Annotated in this window: 14 protein-coding genes; 8 read left to right on the forward strand and 6 right to left on the reverse strand. The window is 66.9% G+C overall.

Features of this window, described 5'->3' with window-relative positions:
• Both JI664_RS22430 and JI664_RS22435 read left to right on the forward strand, forming a co-directional pair.
• A partial coding sequence (locus tag JI664_RS22430; protein WP_207014085.1) for a hypothetical protein occupies nucleotides 1–92 on the forward strand: 92 nt, incomplete at its 5' end.
• A gap of 208 nt (nucleotides 93–300) precedes the next feature.
• Nucleotides 301–1,818: a YifB family Mg chelatase-like AAA ATPase gene (locus JI664_RS22435; RefSeq protein WP_207016018.1), complete on the forward strand. Its 1,518-nt coding sequence runs from the start codon at nucleotides 301–303 to the stop codon at nucleotides 1,816–1,818.
• Here JI664_RS22435 and JI664_RS22440 read toward each other — a convergent pair.
• The 4 genes from JI664_RS22440 to rsmI all read right to left on the reverse strand — a co-directional run bounded on the left by JI664_RS22440 (nucleotide 1,781) and on the right by rsmI (nucleotide 5,162).
• Nucleotides 1,781–2,686 carry an alpha/beta hydrolase gene (locus JI664_RS22440; RefSeq protein WP_207016019.1) on the reverse strand — a complete coding sequence of 302 codons (906 nt, stop codon included), beginning with the start codon at nucleotides 2,684–2,686 and terminating at the stop codon, nucleotides 1,781–1,783. The two genes, JI664_RS22435 and JI664_RS22440, sit on opposite strands and share 38 nt — an antisense overlap.
• Complete coding sequence (gene gshB / locus JI664_RS22445; RefSeq protein ID WP_207016053.1) at nucleotides 2,683–3,624, reverse strand: glutathione synthase; 942 nt, start codon at nucleotides 3,622–3,624, stop codon at nucleotides 2,683–2,685. Before gshB ends, JI664_RS22440 begins: the two co-directional genes overlap by 4 nt.
• 178 nt (nucleotides 3,625–3,802) lie before the next feature.
• Nucleotides 3,803–4,156 carry a YraN family protein gene (locus JI664_RS22450; RefSeq protein WP_207016020.1) on the reverse strand — a complete coding sequence of 118 codons (354 nt, stop codon included), beginning with the start codon at nucleotides 4,154–4,156 and terminating at the stop codon, nucleotides 3,803–3,805.
• A 13-nt stretch (nucleotides 4,157–4,169) separates the two neighbouring features.
• Entirely contained in the window at nucleotides 4,170–5,162 is a 993-nt protein-coding gene (gene rsmI / locus JI664_RS22455; RefSeq protein WP_207016021.1) for a 16S rRNA (cytidine(1402)-2'-O)-methyltransferase, read from the reverse strand.
• A gap of 198 nt (nucleotides 5,163–5,360) precedes the next feature.
• On the opposite strand from rsmI, the gene JI664_RS22460 reads away from it, so the two are divergent.
• The 3 genes from JI664_RS22460 (at nucleotide 5,361) to murJ (ending at nucleotide 11,143) form a co-directional block, all read left to right on the forward strand.
• A complete protein-coding gene (locus JI664_RS22460; protein WP_207016022.1) occupies nucleotides 5,361–6,554 on the forward strand; it encodes a penicillin-binding protein activator in 1,194 nt (397 codons plus the stop codon).
• Between the two features lie 110 nt (nucleotides 6,555–6,664).
• Nucleotides 6,665–9,463: a [protein-PII] uridylyltransferase gene (locus JI664_RS22465; RefSeq protein WP_207016054.1), complete on the forward strand. Its 2,799-nt coding sequence runs from the start codon at nucleotides 6,665–6,667 to the stop codon at nucleotides 9,461–9,463.
• A 135-nt stretch (nucleotides 9,464–9,598) separates the two neighbouring features.
• The gene (gene murJ, locus JI664_RS22470) at nucleotides 9,599–11,143 is read left to right on the forward strand and encodes a murein biosynthesis integral membrane protein MurJ (RefSeq protein WP_207016023.1); all 1,545 of its coding nucleotides are present in this window, start codon (nucleotides 9,599–9,601) and stop codon (nucleotides 11,141–11,143) included.
• A gap of 40 nt (nucleotides 11,144–11,183) precedes the next feature.
• On the opposite strand, the gene JI664_RS22475 is transcribed toward murJ, so the two are convergent.
• Nucleotides 11,184–11,417 (reverse strand): GlsB/YeaQ/YmgE family stress response membrane protein, encoded by a 234-nt coding sequence (locus tag JI664_RS22475; protein ID WP_207016024.1) that lies wholly within the window; start codon nucleotides 11,415–11,417, stop codon nucleotides 11,184–11,186.
• 84 nt (nucleotides 11,418–11,501) lie between these two features.
• Nucleotides 11,502–12,224, reverse strand: coding sequence for a rhomboid family intramembrane serine protease (locus tag JI664_RS22480; protein WP_207016025.1), 723 nt, complete (start codon nucleotides 12,222–12,224; stop codon nucleotides 11,502–11,504).
• A gap of 96 nt (nucleotides 12,225–12,320) precedes the next feature.
• Here JI664_RS22480 and trpS point away from each other — a divergent pair, with 96 nt between their 5' ends.
• The 3 genes from trpS (at nucleotide 12,321) to JI664_RS22495 (ending at nucleotide 15,590) form a co-directional block, all read left to right on the forward strand.
• Nucleotides 12,321–13,364, forward strand: a complete 1,044-nt coding sequence (gene trpS / locus JI664_RS22485; protein ID WP_349768758.1) for a tryptophan--tRNA ligase — start codon at nucleotides 12,321–12,323, stop codon at nucleotides 13,362–13,364.
• Between the two features lie 231 nt (nucleotides 13,365–13,595).
• Nucleotides 13,596–14,732 carry a hypothetical protein gene (locus JI664_RS22490; protein ID WP_207016027.1) on the forward strand — a complete coding sequence of 379 codons (1,137 nt, stop codon included), beginning with the start codon at nucleotides 13,596–13,598 and terminating at the stop codon, nucleotides 14,730–14,732.
• Nucleotides 14,733–14,765: 33 nt separating this feature from the next.
• Entirely contained in the window at nucleotides 14,766–15,590 is an 825-nt protein-coding gene (locus JI664_RS22495; RefSeq protein WP_207016028.1) for an alpha/beta fold hydrolase, read from the forward strand.
• Nucleotides 15,591–15,602 lie beyond the last annotated feature (12 nt).

A 15,602-nucleotide genomic window follows, 5' to 3' on the forward strand; every position in this document is an offset into this window, starting at 1 on the left:
CGCCGATCGCCATGGAAGAGAAGCTGCGCTTCGCTATCCGTGAAGGCGGCCGTACGGTTGGGGCCGGGGTCGTCTCCAAGATCATCAAGTGATCTTGGACACTCAGGGCGCCGCCGGCGTCGTGTCGAAAATCATCAAGTAAGCGATCCCGGATCGAAACCTTGACGCGGGCGCCCTTCGGGGCGCCCGTTTGCATTCATAGCACCGCCCTTCCGGTGCCCCTTCCGCCGTTAACCTCTCTTAAATGGTTAACCGCGATCCTGAACCCGTTCGGTAAAGGGTTCGGAAACGGGGGAAACGATGCTGGCCTGCGCGCGCACCGTGGCCTTCGACGGCCTCGAAGCCCGACTGGTCGAGGCGCAATGCGTGCTCTCGCCCGGCCTTCCCGCCTTTCATGTCGTGGGCCTGCCGGACAAGGCGGTCTCGGAGGCGCGCGAACGGGTGCGCGCCGCGCTGACCTCTCTGTCGATTGCCTTGCCGCCCAAGCGCATCACCGTGAACCTGTCGCCCGCCGACCTGCCCAAGGAAGGCTCGCATTTCGACCTGCCCATCGCGCTGGCGCTGCTCGCCGCGCTTGGCATCGTCCCGCCCGAGGATCTGGCGCAATCGGTCTCGCTGGGCGAGTTGTCGCTCGACGGCGCGCTGGTCCCCGTCGTGGGCGCGCTGCCCGCCGCAATGGCCGCTGCCGCCGCCGATTGCGTGATGATCTGCCCGCATACCTGCGGGGCCGAGGCCGCCTGGGTCGGCGCCGCGCAGGTCTTCGCGCCCGCCAGCCTGCAGGAAGCCATCGCCCATTTCACCGGCCGCGCGCCCCTGCCCCGCGCCATGCCGGGCGAGGTAACGTCACCGCCGTCGCCGCGCGATCTGCGCGACGTGAAGGGGCAGGAACGCGCCAAGCGGGCGCTCGAAATCGCCGGGGCCGGGCGCCACCACTTATTGATGATCGGCGCGCCGGGCTCGGGGAAATCCATGCTCGCCGCCCGCCTGCCCGGCCTTCTTCCGCCCCTCTCGCCAGAGGAAGCGCTGGAAACCTCGATGATCCACTCGCTGGCCGGGCTTCTGGACGATGGCGGCATCTCGCGCCTGCGCCCGTACCGCGAACCGCATCACACCGCCTCGGTCGCAGCGATCGTCGGCGGCGGCAAGGGCGCGAAACCGGGCGAGATCAGCCTTGCCCATAACGGGGTGCTGTTCCTTGACGAATTGCCCGAATTCCCGCGCACCGTGCTGGAAACCCTGCGCCAGCCCATCGAAACCGGCGAGGTCGTCGTGGCCCGCGCCAACGCCCATGTGCGCTATCCGTGCCGCTTTCTGCTGGTTGCGGCGGCCAATCCCTGCCGCTGCGGTTTCCTTGCCGAGCCGGGGAGGGCCTGCAACCGCGCGCCCGCCTGCGGCGAGGATTACATCGGCCGCATTTCCGGCCCGCTGATGGACCGTTTCGACCTGCGGCTCGACGTGCCCGCCGTCGCGTGGTCCGATCTGGACCTACCCGCCTCGGGCGAGACCTCGCAGGCTGTGGCCGAACGCATCGACGCCGCGCGTGCACGGCAGGCGCAGCGCTTCGCCGGGCATCCGGGAGTGCGGGTCAATGCCGATGCCGAAGGCGCACTGCTCGAAGAAATCGCCGCGCCCGATACCGAGGGGCGCGAGATCCTCGCCCGCGCCGCGGACCGTTTCGGTCTGACCGCACGCGGCTATCACCGGGTGTTGCGGCTGGCGCGGACCATCGCCGATCTCGACGCCAGCACCGATATTCGCGCCCCGCATGTGGCCGAGGCGATCAGCTTTCGGCTTCTGGTGCCAGAACCCGCCGGATAAAACGCGCCGTGTCGTCGAGCGTGTCGCGCGCCTCGGGCAGCCAGTTGAACAGCATCGGCCAAACATGCGGCAGATCACCGGCCAGCCGGATCTCGGCGCGCGGCAGGCGGCCGCGCATACGCAGCGCATCGTCGCGCAGGATCTCGGTCTGCGCGGTATGGATCAGCACGGGCGGCGGGTCGGGAAACTCGGCATGCAGCGGCGACAGGCGTGCATCCATCGCGTCCTGCGGCGTAGCCCCGCCGAGGATCATCGCCCGGATCTCGGTCAGGCGATGGCCCGGCAGCAGTTGATCGCGCGAGGCATTGGTGACCAGCGACGCGCCCGACAGCGTCAGGTCGGTCCAGGGCGAGAACCCGACATAACCCGCCGGGCACAGCCCCCGCGCACACAGCCGCGCGAGCAGCGCCAGCGCCAGCCCCCCACCGGCGGAATCGCCCGCCAGAACAATGGTTTCGGGCGCATGGCCCAGCGCGACCAGCCCGAGGAACGCGGCCTCGGCATCCTCGAAAGCGGCGGGGAACGGGTGCTCGGGAGCGAGCCGGTAATCGGGCATGAACACGCGCGTACCGGTGCGCCGCGCCAGTTCGGCGCCCAGTGCCAGATGGCTGCGCGGGCTGCCCATCAGATAGGCGCCACCATGAAAATACAGGATCACGCCGCTATCTTCGGGCCGGTTCGACACCCACAGGCCGGGGGTGCCGCCCGCCTCGCCCGGCAGGTCCAGCGTGCCGGGGGGCACGCGGAAGCTGCGCCGCGCGAGGCGCTCGAAATGAGCGCGCGCCGCGACCGGGTCACGCTGACGGCGCAGGGCCGGACGCGAGAAGCGCAGCGCGATGGCGCGGATGACCTGCGCCTGCCAACTCATGAGGCGGCGCGCTTTTCCTCCAGAACCTCCCAGATACGGCCCGCGACGTTGATGCCGTCGAACCGTTCGAGTTCCTGGATCCCGGTGGGCGAGGTCACGTTGATCTCGGTCAGCCAGTCGCCGATCACGTCGATGCCGACGAAGACCTGACCCTTTTCCCGCAGAAGCGGGCCGATCTTGGCACAGATCTCGAGATCGCGCTCGGTCAGCGCGACCTTTTCGGGGCGACCGCCCACATGCATGTTCGAGCGCGTCTCGCCTTCGGCGGGCACGCGGTTGATCGCGCCGATCGGCTCGCCGTCGATCAGGATCACCCGCTTGTCGCCCTTGGACACGGCGGGCAGAAATTTCTGCACGATCAGCGGCTCGCGCGAGAACCCGGTGAACAGCTCATGCAGCGAAGACAGGTTGCGGTCGTTCTGATCGAGCCGGAACACGCCCGCGCCGCCATTGCCGTAGAGCGGCTTGAGGATCACGTCGCCATGCCGATGCTTGAAGTCTTTGATCTCGTCGAGAGACCGGGCGATCATGGTCGGCGGCGTCAGGTCCTGGAATTGCAAAACCAACAGCTTTTCAGGGTAGTTACGCACCCAGAACGGATCATTAACCACCAGCACCTCGTCGCGGATCATGTCCAGCAGATGCGTCGTCGTGATGTAGCCCATATCGAAAGGCGGGTCCTGACGCAGCCAGATGACATCCATCGTGGCCAGCGCGATCCGCTCTTCGGGGCCGAATTCTACATGCTCGCCCTGCACCCGCTTGACGGTGAATGGCCGCGCGCGGGCATAGAGCTTGCCTTCGTCGAAGGTCAGCTTGTCGGGCGTGTAGACCCACAGGTCATGGCCGCGCGCCTGCGCTTCCTCGGCCAGGCGGAAGGTCGAATCCGCGTTGATGTTGACGCCCTCGATCGGGTCCATCTGGAAAGCGATTCGCAGCGCCATGCCACCTCCTGCCGGTCAATCCGGACGCGGCAGAATGCCGGCCCACAGGATAGATGGCCCAGACGCGGGGAAGTTTCAATTGCCCGAGCGGAAGTCCAGCGGTTCTGCGCAGAACCCACGTCCGCATCCTGACCCGCAGAGGGGTACGTCCTGCCGTCGGGTCTCCCAGCCCTCAGGCGCAGAGCGCGTTTTCCAGAATCTCGATCCGGCCCATCCCGTCGACAAGCGCCACATCGAAGCGCGCGGGCGTGTTCAGCCCCATCGGGCAGGTGCCCAGAAATTCGGACGCGCTGTCATAAAGCCGCTGGATCTGCCGCGCCGACAGCCGTTCGGCGGCGCGGGCATGGCTGTGGCTTTTCTTGACCTCGATGAAGACGAAACCGTCCCCGTCGCGCATCACCAGATCGATCTCGCCGCCCTTGCCACGCCAGCGATGTTGCACCAGCGGGAAGCCGCGACGCTGGTAATCGCGCGCGACCTGTCCCTCGGCCGAGAGACCGGCATGATAGGACAGTGATCCGCTCATGATCCTTTGCCTTTCATTCATCCCCCTTCGCCAGCGCAAGCGCGCGCTGATAGACCTGCCGCCGCTTCAGGCCGGTGGCTTCGGTCACGGCATCGACCGCCTCACGCAGCGAGGTTCCGTCCATCGCCGCCCGCAGCGCCGCGTCGAGATCGATTTCGACCTCGCGCGGTTCGGGGCGGCCCAGCAAAACGACGATCTCGCCCTTCAGATCACGCCCTTCGATCGCCCGGGCGACATCGTCCAGCGTACCGCGAATCACTTCTTCGTAGCGTTTGGTCAATTCGCGGCACAACGCCGCCTCGCGTCCGCCATGCTGCGACAATTCCCCTAACAATCGGTGAACGCGCTTGGGGCTTTCATACATGACCAGCGTCGCGGGAATCGCCGTCACCTCGTCGAGCCACGCGCGCCGGGCGCCGCCCTGCGCGGGCGGAAACCCCACAAAGCAGAACCGGTCGCTGGGCAGTCCCGCCACCGCCAGCGCGGCCAGCACCGCCGAGGCACCGGGCGCGGCGAGCACCGGGTGGCCCTCGGCCGTGGCGGCGCGGGCCAGCTGGAATCCCGGATCGGCCACCAGCGGCGTGCCCGCCTCGCTCGCATAGGCCACGGATTTCCCCTCGGCCAGCAGCGCCATCAGACGCGGGCGGACCTGCGCGCCGTTATGATCGTGATAGGCGAACAGCGGGCGCCCGCCCAACCGCACACCGTGGATTTCCATCAGGCGGCGCAGGCTGCGGGTGTCCTCGGCCGCCAGCACATCGGCGCCCGCGAACACATCGAGCGCGCGCAGCGTGATGTCGCGCGCGGCCCCGATCGGGGTCGAGACCAGATGCAGCCCCGGCGGAATGCGTCCCGGCGCGCGGCGCCAGCCGGCTCCGACCACAACGCCCGCGCCCTCATCGGCGTCGATATCGAGATAGGTATCGGCGGAGCCTTGCGCATCCTGCCCGGTTTCGGGCGTGGTTTGCGGCTTGTCAGGGCGTTCCGGCTTGTCGTTCTGGGTCATGCTCGCTCCACAGACACGTTTACTTCACCCCTGCTGTTCAATACTGTTGCCCGCGTTGCAACCCGCTGCAAGCCGCAGCCCGATAATCGACCTTGTCATCCCCCCGCACCGATGCAGATCGGTGTCATAACCCGGTTGTGAACAGCGCCCGTTTCCCAACCGTCCGAGACACGAACCAAAGTCACCGAGAGGACTTCGATGCGCGCCTTCTTCAGCCCCCGCCGTTCCCTGAGCCGCCTGACCCGTCGCGGGGCCCTTGTCGGTCTTCTGACGCTCGCGGCCTGCGGTCCCGTCAGTCTGGGGGGTCTGAGCGGCGGTGGCACGGCCAGCATCGACCCCGATGCGCCGGTGTCCGTGGCGCTTCTGGTTCCGGCGGGTTCGGCGACGCAGGGGAACGACATCCTGGCCTCGAATCTGGAAAACGCGGCGCGTCTGGCGGTGGGCGACCTGACCGGCGTGCAGATCGACCTGCGGGTCTATTCGACGCAGGGCGATCCGGCGATTGCCGCGCAGGTCGCGCGGCAGGCGGTTGACGAGGGCGCGCGCATCATCCTCGGGCCGGTCCACGGGGCCGAGGCCACGGCGGTGGGGACCGCGGTGGCGGGCGACGGCATCAACGTGCTGGCCTTCTCGAACAACCCGGCCATCGCGGGAAACAACGTCTTCGTGCTGGGCCTGACACCCGACAATGCCGCGCGCCGCATCCTGACCTATGCCAATGCCAATGATCGCGGGCAGGTCATGGTGATCGGCGAGCGGACCACGGCGGGCGAGCTGATGCTGGCCTCGGTCAACCGGGCGGCGGCGGAAACCGGTGCGCAGATCGTCGCCACCGAGACCTATGAATTCTCGCAGCAGGGGATCGTCAACGCGCTGCCGCAACTGGCCTCGACCGCACGGTCCTCGGGCGCGCGCTCGATCCTGTTCACTGCCGACAGCGCGGGCGCCCTGCCGGTTCTGGCGCAGCTTCTGCCCGACAACCGCATCGCGCCGCCGCAATTCCAGTTCATGGGCGTGACGCAATGGAACGTGCCGCCCGCAACGCTGCAGCTGCGCGGCCTGCAGGAGGGCTGGTTCACCCTGCCCGACCCGGCCGTCACCGGGCAGTTCGAATCCCGCTACGAGGCCGCCTATGGCGCCGCGCCGCACCCGATTGCCGGTCTGGCCTATGACGGTATCGCCGCGATCGGCGCGCTGCTGGGGACGGGTTCGCCCGATGCCTTCTCGCGCGCGTCGCTGACGCAGGGATCTGGCTTTGTCGGCGTCAACGGCGTGTTCCGTTTCCTGCCCGACGGCACCAACCAGCGCGGGCTGGCCGTGGCGACGATCCGCGACAACGCGGTGGTGATCCTCGACCCGGCGCCGCGCAGCTTCGCGGGCACCGGGCTCTGACCCCGCGGTGACCCTTCAGCCCTGACCGGGCCGTCGCGTCGGCGCCTGCGCTGCGGACGGCCCATACAGCCCCCCAGAGAGGACCCGTCGTGACGATTGCCGAACCCGCCATGCCCCTTCAGGCTCAGCGGCGCTACGCGCTTCCCCCCGCCCCCGAACCGGGCGAGGCGATGATCATCGACGAGACCCGGATCTGCGATCTCGACAAGCTCGACGCCGCCCTGCGTGACGGCATCGCCAAGCTCGACGACCAGCGCGAGATCCGCGCCTTTGCCGTCAAGACGCTGGGACAGGCGCTGCGCGATGGGAACGGAGTGCTGGCCGACACGCTGTCGACCGCGCCGCGCGATTCCCGCTCGTTCGTGCGGGCGCAGACATGGCTGATCGATGTGGTGGTGATTTCGGCGCTGCGCATTGCCCAGCTTGACCTGCATCCCAACGGCGCGCCCTCGAAGGGGCAGCGCATGGCGGTGCTGGCGGTCGGGGGTTATGGCCGCGCGGAAATGGCGCCGCATTCCGATGTGGACCTGCTGTTCCTTCTGCCCGCCAAGATCACCGGCTGGGCCGAAAGCGTGATCGAATCCACGCTCTATATGCTGTGGGATCTGAAGCTGAAGATCGGCCATGCCTCGCGCACCGTGGATGAATGCCTCAAGCTCGGGCGCGAGGATTACACGATCCGCACCGCGCTTCTGGAGACCCGCTATCTGACCGGGAACGAGGCGCTGTCGCAGACCCTGCGCAAACGGCTGCGGGCCGAGCTTTTCGCCACCACGCAATCCGATTTCGTCGAAGCCAAGCTGGCCGAACGGGCCGAGCGGCACCGCAAGCAGGGGGGTCAGCGCTATGTGCTGGAACCCAATGTGAAAGAGGGCAAGGGCGGATTGCGCGACCTGCAGACGCTCTACTGGATCGCCAAGTATATCTACGGTGCCGACAAGGCGGCCGAGCTGGTCGGCCATGGCTTTTTCACCGAGGCCGAATACCAGAGCTTCCGCGCCGCCGAGACCTTCCTGTGGGCGGTGCGCTGCCATCTGCATTTCCTGACCGGCCGCGCCAGCGACACGCTCAGCTTCGACGTGCAGCCCGAAGTGGCCGAGCGGATGCTGTATATTGACCATGGCGGGCGCCGCGCGGTCGAGCATTTCATGCAGGATTACTTCCGCCACGCCACGCAGGTCGGCGAGCTGACGCGGATCTTCCTGACCGGGCTGGAAGCGCGCCACGTCAAGAAGGCGCCCGCGCTGATGCGGCTTCTGCGGCGGCGCAAGAAGGTCAAGGACGGCTACCGCGTCGATCTGAACCGGCTCAACATCGTCGATCCGCAGGCCTTCCTGCAAGATCCGCTCAACCTGCTGCGGCTGTTCGAAGAGGCGCTGCGCACCGGGCTGCTGATCCATCCCGACGCGATGCGGCTGGTCTCGGCCAACCTGCACCTGTTCGAAACCGGCGTGCGCGAATCCCCGGAAGCGGTGCGCATCTTCCTTGACCTGCTGCTCAAGCACGGCAACCCCGAACGCGCGCTCAGGCGGATGAACGAGCTGGGCGTGCTGGCCGCTTTCATCCCCGAATTCGAGCCGATCGTGGCGATGATGCAATTCAACGTCTACCATCATTACACGGTGGACGAGCATACGATTCAGGTGATCTCGACCCTCGCGCAGATTGAGCGCAAGGAACTGATCGAGGAATTGCCGCTGTCGTCGAAGATCCTCGACGCGGGCGTCAATCGGAAGGTGCTGTATATCGCGCTGCTGCTGCACGATATCGGCAAGGGCCGGCCCGAAGATCACTCGATCCTCGGCGCGCAGATCGCCCGCAAGGTGGCGCCGCGTCTGGGCCTGAATGCCGAGGATTGCGAAACGGTGGAATGGCTGGTGCGCCATCACCTGTTGATGTCCGACGTGGCGCAAAAGCGCGACATCGCCGATCCGCGCACGATCCGCGACTTTGCCAAGGCGGTGAAGACCCGCAAACGGCTTGACCTGCTGACCGTGCTGACGGTCTGCGACATTCGCGGCGTCGGCCCGAATACGTGGAACAACTGGAAGGCCATGCTGCTGCGCCAGCTTCACGCGCGCACCAGCGACCTGCTCGAAGGCGGGGCCGAGGCGCTGAACCGCTCGCACCGCGAAAACGCCGCGAAGCGCGCCTTGCGTGAGGCTCTGCCCGACTGGTCCCGCGCCGATCTTCGCGCCGAGACCGCGCGCCATTACGGCCCCTATTGGCAGGGGCTGATGACCGACACCCATGTCGTCTTCGCCAAGCTGCTGCGCGGCCTGTCGGACAGCGAGATCCGCGTCGATCTGCAACTGGTGGAAGACCGCGACGCCACCCGCGTCTGTTTCGCGCTGGTCGATCATCCGGGCATCTTTTCGCGCCTGTCGGGCGCGCTGGCGCTGGTGGGCGCGAATATCGTCGATGCGCGGACCTATACAACCAAGGACGGCTATGCGACCGCCGAGTTCTGGATTCAGGATGCCGAGGGCAAGCCCTATGAGGCCGCACGCCTCCCGCGCCTGCGCAAGATGATCGAACGGACCTTCGCGGGCGAGGTCGTGGCGACGCAGGAATTCGTCAGCCGCGACAAGGTCAAGCGGCGCGAGCGGCAGTTCCGGGTGCCTACCAAGATCGTTTTCGACAACGAAGGCTCGGATATCTACACGATCATCGAGGTCGATACCCGCGACCGCCCCGGCCTGCTCTACGACCTGACGCGCACGCTGGCGGCCAACAATATCTACATCGCCACGGCCGCCATCGCGACCTATGGCGTGCAGGTGGTCGACAGCTTTTACGTCAAGGACATGTTCGGCCTGAAGCTGCACGCCAAGTCACGGCAGGAATCGCTGGAAAAGAAACTTCGCGCGGCGATCGAGGCCGGGGCGGAACGCGCGCGGCAGGGATGATCGCGCGGGTGACGGCGCCGTGAACGCACAGCACCAACCCCGTTAAATCGCTGGCCTGCCGTCGGCGACAATGCGAAAAGACGCCACAGAAGAGGGACCCGATGCTGCGGCTCCCCGTGGCATGAAGAGGTCATCGTGACGCCGATCCGCCTGATCAAGGGCTTTGCAACTGTGGGCGGCTGGACGCTTGCCTCGCGCATTCTGGGCTTCGTGCGCGACGCGTGGATCGCCGCCGTTCTGGGGACCGGCCCCGCCGCGCAGGCCTTCATCGTCGCCTTTTCGCTGCCCAACATGTTCCGGCGCTTCTTTGCCGAGGGCGCGTTCAACACCGCCTTCGTGCCGATGTTCTCGAAGAAATACGAAGCCGGCGACGGCGCGGCCCATTTCGCACGCGAAGCGATGTCGGGCCTTGCCACGCTGGTGCTGGGCCTGACCCTGCTGGCGCAGGTCTTCATGCCGTGGCTGGTCCTGCTGATGGCTTCGGGCTTTGCCGAGGATGAGCGCTTTGGCCTTGCCGTCGATTACGGGCGCATCGCCTTTCCCTATGTCCTGTTCATCTCGCTGGCCGCTCTGGCCTCGGGCGTTCTGAACGCAACCGGCCGCTTCGCCGCCGCCGCCGCCGCGCCGGTGCTTTTGAACATCATCTTCGTCACAACGCTTTGGCTGGTGCCGATCATGGGCTGGGACCCCGGCCTTGCCATCACCTGGGCCGTGCCGGTGGCGGGTATCGCCCAGCTGGCGCTGGTCTGGGAAGCCGCGCGCCGCGCGGGCATCACCCTGATCCCCCGCCTGCCCCGCCTCTCTCCAGAGATGAAGCGGCTGGCGATCATCGCCGCCCCCGCCATGCTGGCGGGCGGCGTGGTGCAGATCAACCTGCTGGTGGGGCGGCAGGTCAGCTCGTATTTCGGCGATGCCGTGGCGTGGCTCTACAATGCCGACCGGCTCTATCAGCTACCTCTCGGCGTCGTCGCCATCGCCATCGGTGTGGTGCTGCTGCCCGATCTGTCGCGGCGGCTGAAAAATGGCGATGCCGGGGGCGCGCGCCATTCCTATAGCCGCGCCACCGAATTTGCGCTGGCGCTGACGATCCCGTCGGCGGTGGCGCTGGTTGTGGCCGCCGTGCCGCTGACCTCGGCCCTGTTCGAACGTGGCCGCTTCGGCCCCGAGGACACCGCCGCCACTGCGCTGGCCGTCGCCGTCTACGGCATCGGTCTTCCTGCCTTCGTCCTGCAAAAGGTGCTGCAGCCCCTGTTCTTCGCGCGCGAAGACACCCGCCGCCCGTTCAATTACGCCGTGGTGTCGATGATCGTGAACGCAGCGCTCGCCATCGGGCTCGCCCCGGTGATCGGCTATATCGCGGCGGCGGTCGCCACCTCGGCGGCGGGCTGGGTGATGGTCTGGCAGCTCTGGCGCGGCAGCCGGGGAATGGGCGAGGCCGCGCAATTCGACACCCGCCTGCGCGCCCGCGCCCCGCGTATCTTCGCAGCGGCGGCGATCATGGGCGCGGCGGTCTGGGGGGTGATCCAGTTGCTCGACCCGATGCTGCAGACGCCCGGCTGGCGCTATCTGGCCGTGCTGGCGATGGTGCTGGCAGGCATCGTGGTCTATTTCGGCGCAGGCGCCCTGATCGGCGCCTTTCGCCTGTCCGATTTCAAATCCGCGATGAAGCGGGGCCGCTGAGGGCCCCGCTGAACCGGATCTGAAAGCCATAGGCCGTAGACTAGAAAACCTTGCGCCCCACGGCGATCAGGATCGACGCCCCGACGAAGCCCGCGATCAGGTATCCCAGGATGCCCGAAAAGCTGACGCCGAGCAGGCCGAAGAGGAACCCGGCCACCGCCGCGCCAACGATCCCGAGAATGATGTTCATCAAGATCCCGGTATCGGATTTCATGAACATCGAGGCGAACCAGCCCGCCAGCCCCCCGATGATGATCGAACCGATGATACCCATGTGAAAGCCCCTGTTTGGTAAAATCTTCGCTTAGCATGTAGGGGAAGCCGGGCTGACCTCAAGTCATAACCGACATTGCGGTTCTTATCCCCGGATCCGCGCCCGCAGCCGCCGCCAGCTTCCCGGCCCCAGCACCAGCGCCGACAACCCGAAACCAAAGGCGAAAGCCGCGACCTCGGCGATCCAGCCGGGGCCGGTTTCGGCCATCACGCCAAAGGCCAGCCGCGCGCCCAGAAGCACCGCGATCATGCCGAAGGCGCGCCTCTGCTTCGCCCGGTCGCCCTGCGCGTCGCGAAACCGCATCCATGTGAAGGCACCGACGAGGGCGAAAACCGTGGGCATCGCGCCGAACAGCCAGCCCAGCTGATCCTCGCCCATCACAAGCCCGAAGACGATGGCCGACAGGACCGGCACCAGCACGGCGAGGATCAGGAACGCCCCCGCGCTGAAGCGTTCGCCCACCATCTTGCCCAGAGCGGCGATCAGCACGATGGCGAAAATCGCGTGCATGGCCCCGGCATGAATGAAGGGAAAGCTCAGATAGCGCACCAGATGCATGGGCGGAAAACGCCATGTCTCAAGCATCCACGACTGGACGGCGCTGGAATAGGCAAAACGCTGGATCGCCTCGATCCGCCAGCCCACGCCCGAAGGCCCGCCGATCAGCCCGTAGCCCGCAGCGGTCAGCAGCAGCTCGATGGCGGCGATCAGCAACACCAGCAGCCACACCATCCCCGGCAGCGCGTTGATGGGCGAAGAGTTCAGATCGCGCAGCAGGCGCTCGTCATCGTCTTGTTCGTCGGTCATCCTGTCCCCGATGGGCTTTCCGGCGGCGTCTGTTGACGCCCCGGCGTGCCAGCGATAAGCGACATGCAGTGCTTTTTCCACCACGGAGTCACGCCAGTGAGCGACGCAGCAAGTCCGAATGCCAAGTTCACCCAACGGGTGTTCTCGGGCATCCAGCCCTCGGGCGGTCTCACGCTTGGCAATTATCTCGGCGCGATCAAACGCTTTGTCGAGATGCAGGGCCAGGGCATCGAGACGATCTATTGCATGGTCGACATGCACGCGATCACCGTCTGGCAGGACCCCGAAGCGCTCAGGCGCCAGACCCGCGAACTGGCGGCAGGCTACCTTGCGGCGGGCCTCGACCCGACCAAATCGATCCTGTTCAACCAGAGCCAGGTTTCGGCCCATGCCGAGCTGGGCTGGGTGTTCAACTGCGTGGCCCGCATGGGCTGGATGAACCGCATGACGCAGTGGAAGGACAAGACGACCGGCAAGGACGCCGAAAAGGCCTCGCTGGGGCTCTTTGCCTATCCCTCGCTGATGGCCGCCGACATCCTTGTCTACCACGCCACCCATGTGCCGGTGGGCGAAGACCAGAAACAGCATGTCGAGCTGACCCGGGATATCGCCGCGAAGTTCAACCACGACTACAAGACCGACTTCTTCCCGATCACCCAGCCGGTGATTGAAGGCGCCGCAACCCGGGTGATGAGCCTGCGCGACGGCACCAAGAAGATGTCGAAATCGGACCCGTCCGACGCATCGCGCATCAACCTGACCGACGATGCCGACACGATCGCCAAGAAGATCCGCAAGGCCAAGACCGACGCCGAACCGCTGCCCGAGACCTTCGACGCGCTGGCCGACCGGGCCGAGGCGAAGAACCTCGTCAGCATCTACGCGGCGCTGTCGGGCCAGACCAAAGACGCCGTGCTGGGCGAATTCGCGGGTCAGGGCTTCGGCGCTTTCAAACCGAAGCTCGCCGATCTCGCCGTGGAATCCCTTGCGCCGATCTCGACCGAGATGAGCCGCCTGATGCAGGATCCGACCGAGATCGACCGCATCCTCGGCCAGGGCGCCGACAAGGCCGACGCCATTGCCCGGCCGATCCTGGAGCAGACTTACGACATCGTCGGCATGGTACGCTCGCGCCGCTGACAAGGCGCACGGACGAGAATGCAAGAAGGGGGGGCTGTCTGCCCCCCTCTTTGGCTTCGCCAAATTCACCCCCCGAGGATATTTTCGGATTAAAGATGGGCAATTTGATTCAAATTGTCCGTTTACCCGTGCGCCCGGTGTCTGTTGAGGCGCAGGCCTGCCTCTTCACTCTGTCACAAATACTCATTCGACATTGCCGCCCGCGTTCCCTCCCGCCACATTGGGCGCATCATGGCCGCCCGTCCCAAAACTCCCCGATCTGATCCCAAAGCCCGCCGACGGCGGTGGATCGAACGCGGGATCCTGTCGCTTCTGGCGCTTGTCTCGTTGTGCTGGACGCTTTGGTGGGCCGCCGATCTGGCGCGGATGCCGGTCTTTGAGCCGCTTATCGCGCGGGGCGAGGCGCAGCTTGCGCGAGCCTATGAGAACGCGCTCGCGCGCGAGGCCACGCCCGAAGCGCTGGAAGCCCGGATCGCCGCGCGGCTGACCGAGGATCCGCGCGACTGGGTGGTGATCGACGCGCTGTTCGAGCTGGCCGGGGAACAGGGCATCGTCTTGCCCGAGGCGCTTTGGGCCCGGCGCGCGGCGCTCGATGCCGAGGATAACGGCTGGCTCGCCACCGGGATCGACTGCGCCGCCTGCGCCTGGGATCTGCGCGATTGCGCGCTGTCGGCGGCGCTGAGCTGCGGTGTGGCGGTCAACCTGACCGTGCTGGGGGATCTCGTGGCGCTCACGCGCGAGGGCGGGCATTACCTTGCCGGCGAAACGGTCGATCAGGTCGATCTGGGCATCGCTTTCGTGGGTATCGCCGCGACCGGGCTTGTCGTGGTCACGGGCGGCACATCCTATAGCGTGAAAATCGGCTCGGGCCTGTTGCGGGTGGCACACCGGATGGGCCGGCTCGCGCCCGAGATCCTGGGCGTGTTCCGCCGCGCCTTCGCCTTCGGTATCGACTGGGCGCGGCTGCCTGCCGTGCGTTCAGCCGACGATCTGGCGGTGCTTGCGCGGCCCGCCGTGATCCGGCCCGCGGTCGATGTGGCGCAGGATCTGGGACGGCTCAACACGCGGCTGGGCACGCGGCAGGCGCTGCATCTGATGGGCGCGATCGACACGCCCGCCGATGCCGCGCGGATCGCCCGGGCCTCGGATGCGCTGGGTCCGCGCACGCTGGGCGCTTTCGAAATGCTGGGCAAATCGCGTTTCCTGCGTCTGGGTCTGCGCTTCAGTGACGAGGTGCTGGCGCTGATCGTCGGGGTGTTCTCGGCGCTGACCTCGCTCGCGGCGCTGCTGGCCCCGGCGGTTGCGCGGCTGGGACGCGGTTTTTTCCGCCTGCTGCTCAAAGGAATGCTGCGGGTTGTGATCCGCTAGTCTAGGCTCAAATGGCAACGCCAAGGAGATCCCATGCCCGACACGATCCGCCTCGACACTCCCTTCGGCACCGTCGCCGCCCTCGACAGCGGCGGCAACGGGCGCCCCTTGCTTCTGGTGCACGGCAATTCCGCCTGCAAGGAGGCTTTTGCGCCGCAATTCGACGCGCCCGAACTGGCCGGTTTTCGCCTGATCGCCCCCGATCTGCCGGGCCACGGCGCCTCGGACGACGCGTCGGACCCCGCCGCCGCCTATACCTTCGCGGGCTATGCGACGATGCTCGAGCACCTGATCGCCGCCCTCGAGCTTGACGCGCCCGTCGTCTTCGGCTGGTCGCTGGGCGGTCACGCCGCGCTTGAACTGGCGGGCAGGGGCAAGGCGCCGGTTGCGGGCGTGATGATCTGCGGCACCCCGCCGGTCACGCCAACGCTCGAATGCCTGATGCAGGCCTTTAACATCGATCCCGAGGCCGAGAACCTGACCGCCAAGCGCGATTTCACCGAGGACGACGCCCAAACCTATGCGCTGCATACCGGCGCCGTCGACGGCGCGGTCGATCCGCATCTGCTGGATATGGTGAAGCGCACCGACGGGCGCGCGCGGGAAACCATGTTCGGTTCGGTCGTCGCCGGGGCGCCGCTGGATGAGCGGCAGATCGTGGCGAAAATGACGGTGCCCTTCGCGGTGGTGAACGGCGCCGACGACCCGTTCATCAAGCCCGAATATTTCGAAACGCTCACCGCGCCGAGCCTCTGGGCCGACGGGATCGTACGGCTGCCCGGTGCGGGCCATGCGCCGTTCCGCCAGACGCCCGCCGCGTTCAACCTGCTCCTTGCGCGGTTCGCCAACGCCTGCTGAGGGCGCATCCCC

It is taken from the genome of Rhodobacter sp. NTK016B (assembly GCF_017303295.1).
Taxonomy (GTDB): domain Bacteria; phylum Pseudomonadota; class Alphaproteobacteria; order Rhodobacterales; family Rhodobacteraceae; genus Pararhodobacter.